Below are 8,121 nucleotides of genomic sequence, written 5' to 3'. Positions count from 1 at the left end.
TATTCTTCAGCAGCCAGCCGCGCGAACTGCGGAAACACCGGGACACTACCGCGACTCAGGCCGCGAGCCCAAGAGAACCGTCCCCATGGCGGCCTCGGCGGCCAAACCCCCTACGAAAGACTGCTACAAAAGACCAAAGCTCAGCCTGTCACCGGCCACCGTCAGTCACACAACTAGCCCAGCAGGCCCGCCGGATCGGTGAACGGCAGACCCAGGTCGGTGGCCACTCGTTCGCACAGCAGCGCGCCGTCGTGCGTCGAAAGCCCTTTGGCGAGAGCCGGATCCGACCGGCACGCCGCCTGCCAGCCACGGTCGGCCAATTCGAGCACGTAGGGCATTGTGGCGTTGGTCAACGCCACCGTCGACGTCTTGGGCACCGCGCTGGGCATGTTCGCCACGCAGTAGAACTGCGTGTCGTGCACGGCGAACGTCGGGTCGTCGTGCGTGGTCGGCCGGGAATCGGCGAAGCAGCCGCCCTGATCGATGGAGATGTCCACCAAAACCGCACCCGGTTTCATTTGCGCGACAAGGGAATTCGACACAAGCTCCGGGGCCTTGGCGCCGGGCAGCAGGACCGCCCCGATCAGCAGGTCGGCGCGCGTGACGGTGCCCTCGAGCTCGTACGCCGACGAGTAGCGGGTGCGAACCTGCCCGCCGAACTCCGCGTCGAGCAGGCGTAGCTTGCCGATGTTGACGTCGAGAACCGTCACGCTCGCGCCCATGCCGCCCGCGACGCGGGCGGCGTTGTAGCCTGCCGTACCGGCGCCGATCACCACGACGTCGGCGGGTTTGACGCCCGGAACACCGCCCATCAGCACGCCCCGCCCGCCGTGTGACCGCATCAGATGGTACGAGCCGACCTGCGCCGAGAGCCGGCCGGCGACCTCGCTCATCGGAGCCAGCAACGGCAGGCTGCCGTCGGCGGCCTGCACGGTCTCATACGCGATCGACGTTGTGCGGGAAGCCAATAGCGCTTCGGTGCAGGCACGCGAGGCGGCCAGGTGCAGATAGGTGAACAACACCTGGCGTGGGCGCAGCAGGCCGTATTCGGCCGTGATCGGTTCCTTCACCTTCAGCAGCAGGTCAGCCTCGCCCCACACCTGTTCGGCCGAGCCGGCCAATTGGGCGCCCGCGGCCTTGAACTCCTCGTCGGGGATGGACGATCCCTCACCCGCGCCGGCCTGGACGAGCACGTCGTGGCCGCGGCGACTCAGCTCGGCGACCCCGGCGGGCGTGATGGCCACCCTGAACTCGTTGACCTTGGTCTCGGTGGGTACGCCGACTCGCATGGTTGCCCCTTGCTGTGGAGGTTCGCCCTCAAGTGTGGAGAAAGTTCGGATGGGCCGCAATCGCGGTGAAACCGCACGCGTGCTGGCTATGATCGGCCAATGACTGACCCGAGCGTGACGGCCACCGTGCAGGTCGACGCGGGCCCCGACGTGGTGTATCGGCTCATCACCGATCTGCCCACGCTGGCCTCGCTCGCCGAGGAGGCGGTGGCGATGGAGTGGCGCAAGGGCGACGCGGCGCGCCCAGGCGCCGTGTTCACCGGTCAGAACGAGAACGGCAAACTCCGCTGGACCACCAAGTGCACGGTCACCGACGCGGAGCCGGGCCGCCGCTTCGCGTTCGACGTGCGGCATACGGTGCTGCCGATCGCGCGGTGGCAATACGACATCGTGGCGGCCGACGGCGGATGCCGGGTCACCGAGAGCACCTGGGACCGCAGGCCCGCCTGGTTCCGCAAGCTCGCCGGCAGGGCCACCGGTGTGCCGGATCGGGTGGCCGCCAACACCGAACACATCCGGCTCACCTTGCAGCGCCTCAAGCAGCGCGCCGAGTCCGAGTAGCCCGCGACCATGCGCCGCGATCCTGCCGTTGCCGTCGTCGGAGCCGGAATGTCCGGCCTGTGCGTCGCGATCGCATTGCTGCGCAACGGGATAAGCGATGTAACCATCTACGAGAAGGCCGACGAGGTCGGCGGGACCTGGCGGGAGAACACCTACCCCGGCTTGGTGTGCGACATACCGTCGCGGGTCTACCAGTACACCTTCTCGCGAAACCCGAACTGGTCGCACCTGTTCTCGCCCGGCGGGGAGATCCAGGCCTATTTCCGCGACGTCGCCGACCACTTCGGGCTGCGCGACCGCATCCGGTTCGGCACCGAGATCTCCCATGCGCGATTCGAGGACGGGCGCTGGCGGTTACGCACGGCCGGCGGCGTGGAGTCGACCGTCGACTTCCTGATCTGCGCCACCGGCGTGCTTCATCACCCCCGGAGGCCCTCGATTCCCGGGTTGAATGACTTCGGCGGACACGCTTTTCACTCGGCGCGGTGGGATCACTCCGTCGAATTGCGCGGGCGGCGGATCGCCATCATCGGCAACGGGTCGACGGGTGTGCAGTTGGTGTGCGGGCTGAGCGGCGTGGCGGGCCGGGTCATGCTGTTCCAGCGCACCGCGCAGTGGGTGCTGCGGCTGCCCAACCCGCGATACAGCAGGTTCACTAGCATCACCCATCGCAGGTTCGGCTGGCTCGACCGGATCGCGTACCGCTGCTACAGCTTCGGCTTCGACCTGTTCGCGGCCGGGCTCACCAAGCCGGGACTGCGCCGCAAGATGATGGGGGCGCTGTGCCGCGCCAGCCTGCGCGAGGTCCGCGACCCCGCGTTGCGCCGGGCCCTGACGCCCGATTACACGCCGATGTGCAAACGGCTGGTGATGTCCAACGGCTTCTACCGGGCCATCCAGCGCGACGACGTCGAATTGGTCACCGCCCCAATCGACCACATCGAGCGGCGCGGCATCGTGACCGGCGACGGCGTCCTGCACGAGGCGGACGTCATCGTGCTCGCCACCGGATTCGACACCCACGCGTTCTTCCGGCCCATGCAGCTGGTCGGCCGCGACGGCCTTGCCGCCGACGACGTGTGGCGCGACGGTCCGCGGGCCTACCAGACGGTGGCCCTGCCCGGATTTCCCAACTTCTTCATGATGCTCGGGCCGCACAGCCCCGTCGGCAACCTCGCGCTGACGACCGTCGCCGAATCGCAGGCCGACCACATATTGCGCTGGATTCAGCGTTGGCGCCGTGGTGAATTCGACACTGTCGAACCGACCTGGCCGGCGACCGAGAGCTTCAACGCCAAGCTGCGCGCCGCGATGCCGGACACGGTGTGGACCACCGGCTGCCAGAGTTGGTACCTGAACAAGGACGGGGTGCCCGAGGTGTGGCCCTTCACGCCGGGCGAACACCGGGCGATGTTGGCGAAGACCGACCTCGGTCAGTACGACCTGCGCCGGCACGTGGCGGCCGGCTGAGCCGGTAGCCCAGGTGGGGCACGTTGACACCGGGCAGTGGCTGCCAGTCCAGGGTGCGGCCGTCGGCGCGAAAGTCGTTCTTCTCGTAGAAGAGTCGTGCCTGCGTGTTGTGTTCGGCGCACCACAGGACGACGTCCCCTGGCGGGCTTTCGCCCAGGGCCGTGGCGAGCAGGCGGGCACCGATCCCGCGCCGTTGGCATTCCGCCGCGATGTAGAGCGAGTCGAGTTCGATCTGTCCGCGATCCGCCGGATCGGGTCCGAAGATGGTCATTCCTATTGTCCGGGAATCGGATTCGGCGATCCACATGCTCCAGCCGCGGCGTTGTAGGACTCTCGGATACGCCAGGACGGCCCAACGCCGCGGCGATCCGAGGACGTCGATCGTGGAATCCGGCAGTATGCCGGTCCACGATTGCCGCCAGACCGGGTAGTGCATTTCCGCGACGTTCGCCAGATCGCCCGGCCCGGCACGCCGGATGGTGACGGCGCGGGTCGTCACGGGCGGGATTGCTCCAGGTACGCGGCCAGCGCGTTGGTCAGCCCGCGGCGCGCCATGTCCAGGTCGGCGTACGAGCCGAGCTGGCGCTCGGACACCAGGCCGCGCATCGCGCCGGGTATCAGGGCGGCCACCTCGCGCACCCGGTCGGGGTCGACGTCCAGGCCGGCGAACGCGTTCTGGCAGGTCTCCAGCCAGCTCTTGCCCCAGGAGAACAGTTCGGCGGCGGTGCGCGGGAAGAGGCGCTCGAGTTCGTCGGGGTCGCGGGGGAGCGCCGCGCGCAAGTTCTCGATCGCCCGCGAGTCCGGCGACGCCAGCCCGCCGTAGAGGGTGTCGATGATGGCGCCGACCCGCTCGCGCAGGGGCGCGTCCGGGGAGATCGGGCTCGACAGCGTCGAGAAGGTCGCGGCGCGCCGCTCGGCGGTGCGGTGCAGCACCGCCGCCCAAAACCCGTCGGTGTCGCCGAATTGGTATTGCACGGCGCCCCAGGTGGCACCGATGTCCTTGGCGATGCGGTTGGCCGACACCGAGCCCGGGTCGCCGGAGGCCAGCGACTTGAGCGCGGCCTCCAGCATGCTCTCGCGCGTGGCGTTGCCGCGCCGGTTGGGGCGCCGGTTCGCGGTTCCCGCCCCGCTCACCTGCCGAGTCATCTGCCGAGCCATTCGCCGAGCCTATCGCGGAGAATGGCCAATGTTTCATAGAGGGTACTTTGATTACTGTCGGAACGGGGCCTATCATTCCTTCCCGAGGAGGGATTTCGCATGGCTAAGCCGCCGTTGTCGATGAAACCAACCGGGTGGTTTCAGGTCGCGTGGTCCGACGAGATCGCCGTCGGCGACGTGCACAAGATGAGGTACTTCGACCAGGAGATGGTCGCGTGGCGCGCCGAGTCCGGGCAGCTCACGGTGATGAACGCGTACTGCGAGCACCTGGGCGCGCACTTGGGTTACGGCGGCACGGTCGTCGGCGAGGTGCTGCAGTGCCCGTTCCACGGGTGGCAATGGAGCCAGGAGGGCCGCAACGTCTGCATTCCCTACCAGGACCGGCCCAACCGCGGCCGTCGCATCCGCACCTACCCGGTGGTGGAACGCAACGCGTCGGTCTACATCTGGCACGACGTCGAGCGGCGCGAGCCTTACTTCGACGCGCCGGACGTCTTCGGCGCATTCGGCGACGGCAGCAGCGCGGACGACTACTACCCACAGCAGCGCCTGTACCGGCAGGCCCTGGAACTGCATCCGCAGTACGTGCTCGAAAACGGCGTCGACTTCGCGCATTTCAAGTTCGTGCACAAAACGCCCATCGTTCCGGTGTTCACCCGCCACGACTTCGCCGAACCGGTGTCCTTCGTCGACTTCACGATCACGTTCGAAGGCGACGACGGGCAGAAGATCGAGGACGTCAACAGCGGCGTCGAGGCCGTCAACGGCGGGCTGGGCATCGCGGTGACCAAGAGCTGGGGAATGGTGGACAACCGCACCATCTCCGCGGTGACCCCGGTCGACGAATCCACCTCCGACGTCCGGTTCATGGTTTACATCGGCCGGACCCCGGGCAAAGACCCGGCCCGCGCCGAGCGCAAGGCCGCCGAGTTCGGCCGCGAAGTGATCCGGCAGTTCGAGCAGGACATCGAGATCTGGCAGCATCAGCGCTATTCGGACCCGCCGGCGCTGGCCACCGACGAATACCAGGGCTTCACCGCAATCCGCACGTGGGCCAAGCAGTTCTATCCCGAAGCATTTGCATCACAGGAAGGCCCAATGCAATGACTGACGCACCGATCCGTGTCTTCCAAGTGGCCACCGGAAACGTCGGCTCGGAGATGATTAGGCGGATCGCCACCCAGCCGGATCTCGAACTTGTTGGCGTGCATTGCTATTCGCCGGAGAAGGTCGGCAAAGATGCCGGCGAGCTTGCCGGCGTGGCTCCCAACGGGGTCATGGCGACCGGCACCGTCGAGGAGATCATCGCCGCCAAGCCGGACGTGCTCACCTTCCACGGCGTGTTTCCCGACGAGGACCTCTACGTCAAAGTCCTTGAGGCGGGCATCAACATCGTCACCACCGCCGACTGGATCACCGGCTGGCACCGCGACAAGAACCATCCGCATCCGTCGGGCAAGCCGGTGAGCCGGCTGCTGGCCGAGGCGTGCGCGAAGGGTGGCGCGACGTTCTACGGCACCGGGATGAACCCCGGCCTGAACCAAATCCTGGGGGTGGTGTGTTCGGCCGACGTCGCCGACATCGAGAACGTCACCACCATCGAGTCCGTCGACGTGTCCTGCCACCACTCCAAGGACACGTGGATCGAGGTGGGCTACGGCCAGCCGGTCGACGATCCGGAGATCCCGGCGAAGCTGGAGAAGTACACCCGCGTCTTCGCCGACAGCGTGCTGATGATGGCCGACTGCTTCGACCTGACCCTCGACGAGGTGAAGTTCAGCTACGAGCTGGGTGCCTGCACCAAGGATGTGGACCTGGGGTGGTACACGTTGCCCAAGGGCTCGCTGGGCGGCAATTACATCAAGTACCAGGGCATGGTGGACGGGGTGCCGCGGGTCGAGACGCACCTGGAGTGGCAGATGACCCCGCACACCGACCCGAGCTGGAACATCAAGGGCTGCTACATCACCCAGATCAAGGGCGACCCGTGCATCTATAACAAGCACATGATCTTCCCCAAACCCGGAGTGGACCTGTCCAATCCGGACAACTTCGCCTCCATCGGCATGACCGTCACCGGCATGCCCGCGCTGGCCTCGATCAAATCGGTGGTCGCGGCGCCGCCTGGGCTCATCACCAGCGCCGACTTGCCGCTGCGCGGCTTCGCCGGGCGCTTCAAGATTTAGCCCGGGTCAAGGATCTTCGGAGCGTTCCGGGTGGTGGTAGTCGTTCGTGCGCTGCCCGCGGTCATGGGGTGGCGGCGGGATCCATTCGGTGCGCCCGTCCGGACGTTTCCTTGTCCGCCAGCCCTTTTCGATCAGCTTGTGATGCGGCGTGCAGGCGAAGGTGAGCTTGTCGGCATCGGTCAGCCCGCCGGTGGCCCATTCGTCGAGATGGTGGACCTCGCACCAGTAGCCAGGCGCGTCGCAGCCGGGGTGCGTGCAGCCGCGGTCCTTCGCGTACAGGACGATGCGCTGGTCCGGTGTGGCGATGCGGCGTGATCGACCGAGATACAGTGGGCGGCCCGAATGTTCATCGAACACGGCCAAGTAGTGGTAGGAGTGGCGCGCCATCCGGATCACGTCGCTCATCGGCAGCACTGTTCCGCCGCCCGTGACCGCGCGCCCGGTGCCCGCCGTCAACTCCTGCAGCGTGGTGGAGACGATGACGGTGACCGGCAGCCCGTTGTGCGCGCCCAGTTTCGGATCGCCCAGCCGGCCGCGGACCAACGCGTTGATTGCGTCGTGCTGGCGCTGTGCGTGGCTGCGCACGTCGCCGCTCGCCAGCTCGTCGCTGGGCTTGCCTTCGACGCAAGGCTTTTCGCTCTCCGGGTTGCACATCCCCGGGGCGGCGAACCGCGCCAGCCAGGCATCGAGGTTGGCCCGCAGTTCCGGGGTGGCGACCAGTTTCCCGACGCTCATCCCGTCGGGCCGCTGCGCGCCCCAGCTGAAGCCGCGCTGGCGGGCGCGGTCGGCATCGGAGAATTTGCCGTCGGGGTTGAGCCATAGGGCGCACTGGTGGGCGACCTTTTGCAGCTGGTCGGGACGCAGACCCGCCGCCTGCTGGGCCAGGAAACGCTCGGCCGCCTCCACCGTGTCGGCGGGCAAGGCCTCCGGCAGGTCACGCACAAACGTTTGGATCACCCGCAGGTGCTGCCCATCCAGGACGCCGTCTCGCCATGCCTTGGCGGTGGCAGGCAGCTCCGGTGGGAGCTGCTGGCCCGTGAGGCTCAGGCGCGGCGAGAGTTGCTTGGCGTCTCGAACGCGTCGGCACGCGTCGGCGTAGCTGATCCGCAGCCAGTCGGCGATCACCTTATGGACCGGACCGCCGACGTCGCCGGGATCCTCGTTCGCCAGGCCGGCGATCACGTCGGTGCCGACGGCCATCTGGCGCCGTTGGGAGCGCTCCATCGCTTCGAGCACGTGCAACCGCACGGCCGGACTGAGCGTGGCGAAGTTCAGCCCGCGTACCGCCGCGTCGGCCGCGTCCAGCGCGTCCAGCGCGGCAGCGACCTCGGCCGGCACCTCAATCGAACCCATGTTCGAAGACTATTGGCAACAGGCGGACGCGTTGACTCGTCAGAAATGCGCGCGAAAGGGTGGGTCGTTGCCTCACCGGAAATGCGCGCGTACGCCCAGTGGAT

General features: G+C 67.5%; 8 protein-coding genes. 4 read left to right on the top strand and 4 right to left on the bottom strand.

Annotated elements, in window-relative coordinates:
* Positions 1-173 precede the first annotated feature (173 nt).
* Entirely contained in the window at positions 174-1,289 is a 1,116-nt protein-coding gene (gene ald, locus BST44_RS28345) for an alanine dehydrogenase (RefSeq protein WP_083179997.1), read from the bottom strand.
* Between the two features lie 99 nt (positions 1,290-1,388).
* On the opposite strand from ald, the gene BST44_RS28340 reads away from it, so the two are divergent.
* Together BST44_RS28340 and BST44_RS28335 are read left to right on the top strand one after the other, a co-directional pair.
* Positions 1,389-1,850, top strand: coding sequence for an SRPBCC family protein (locus BST44_RS28340; protein ID WP_083179996.1), 462 nt, complete (start codon positions 1,389-1,391; stop codon positions 1,848-1,850).
* Positions 1,851-1,859: 9 nt separating this feature from the next.
* Complete coding sequence (locus BST44_RS28335; RefSeq protein WP_083179995.1) at positions 1,860-3,320, top strand: flavin-containing monooxygenase; 1,461 nt, start codon at positions 1,860-1,862, stop codon at positions 3,318-3,320.
* On the opposite strand, the gene BST44_RS28330 is transcribed toward BST44_RS28335, so the two are convergent.
* Together BST44_RS28330 and BST44_RS28325 are read right to left on the bottom strand one after the other, a co-directional pair.
* The gene (locus BST44_RS28330) at positions 3,238-3,819 is read right to left on the bottom strand and encodes a GNAT family N-acetyltransferase (RefSeq protein ID WP_083179994.1); all 582 of its coding nucleotides are present in this window, start codon (positions 3,817-3,819) and stop codon (positions 3,238-3,240) included. The two genes, BST44_RS28335 and BST44_RS28330, sit on opposite strands and share 83 nt — an antisense overlap.
* Positions 3,816-4,391 carry a TetR/AcrR family transcriptional regulator gene (locus BST44_RS28325; RefSeq protein ID WP_439330760.1) on the bottom strand — a complete coding sequence of 192 codons (576 nt, stop codon included), beginning with the start codon at positions 4,389-4,391 and terminating at the stop codon, positions 3,816-3,818. The genes BST44_RS28330 and BST44_RS28325 overlap by 4 nt, the downstream gene beginning before the upstream one ends.
* Positions 4,392-4,577: 186 nt before the next feature.
* On the opposite strand from BST44_RS28325, the gene BST44_RS28320 reads away from it, so the two are divergent.
* Both BST44_RS28320 and BST44_RS28315 read left to right on the top strand, forming a co-directional pair.
* Positions 4,578-5,585 (top strand): aromatic ring-hydroxylating dioxygenase subunit alpha, encoded by a 1,008-nt coding sequence (locus tag BST44_RS28320; RefSeq protein WP_083179993.1) that lies wholly within the window; start codon positions 4,578-4,580, stop codon positions 5,583-5,585.
* The gene (locus BST44_RS28315) at positions 5,582-6,664 is read left to right on the top strand and encodes an NAD(P)H-dependent amine dehydrogenase family protein (RefSeq protein WP_083179992.1); all 1,083 of its coding nucleotides are present in this window, start codon (positions 5,582-5,584) and stop codon (positions 6,662-6,664) included. The genes BST44_RS28320 and BST44_RS28315 overlap by 4 nt, the downstream gene beginning before the upstream one ends.
* Before the next feature lie 6 nt (positions 6,665-6,670).
* Here BST44_RS28315 and BST44_RS28310 read toward each other — a convergent pair whose 3' ends face one another.
* Positions 6,671-8,017 (bottom strand): HNH endonuclease signature motif containing protein, encoded by a 1,347-nt coding sequence (locus BST44_RS28310; RefSeq protein WP_083179991.1) that lies wholly within the window; start codon positions 8,015-8,017, stop codon positions 6,671-6,673.
* Positions 8,018-8,121: the final 104 nt, after the last annotated feature.

Source organism: Mycobacterium scrofulaceum (assembly GCF_002086735.1).
Taxonomy (GTDB): Bacteria; Actinomycetota; Actinomycetes; order Mycobacteriales; family Mycobacteriaceae; genus Mycobacterium; species Mycobacterium scrofulaceum.
This window is presented reverse-complemented; position numbering and strand designations above follow the sequence as displayed.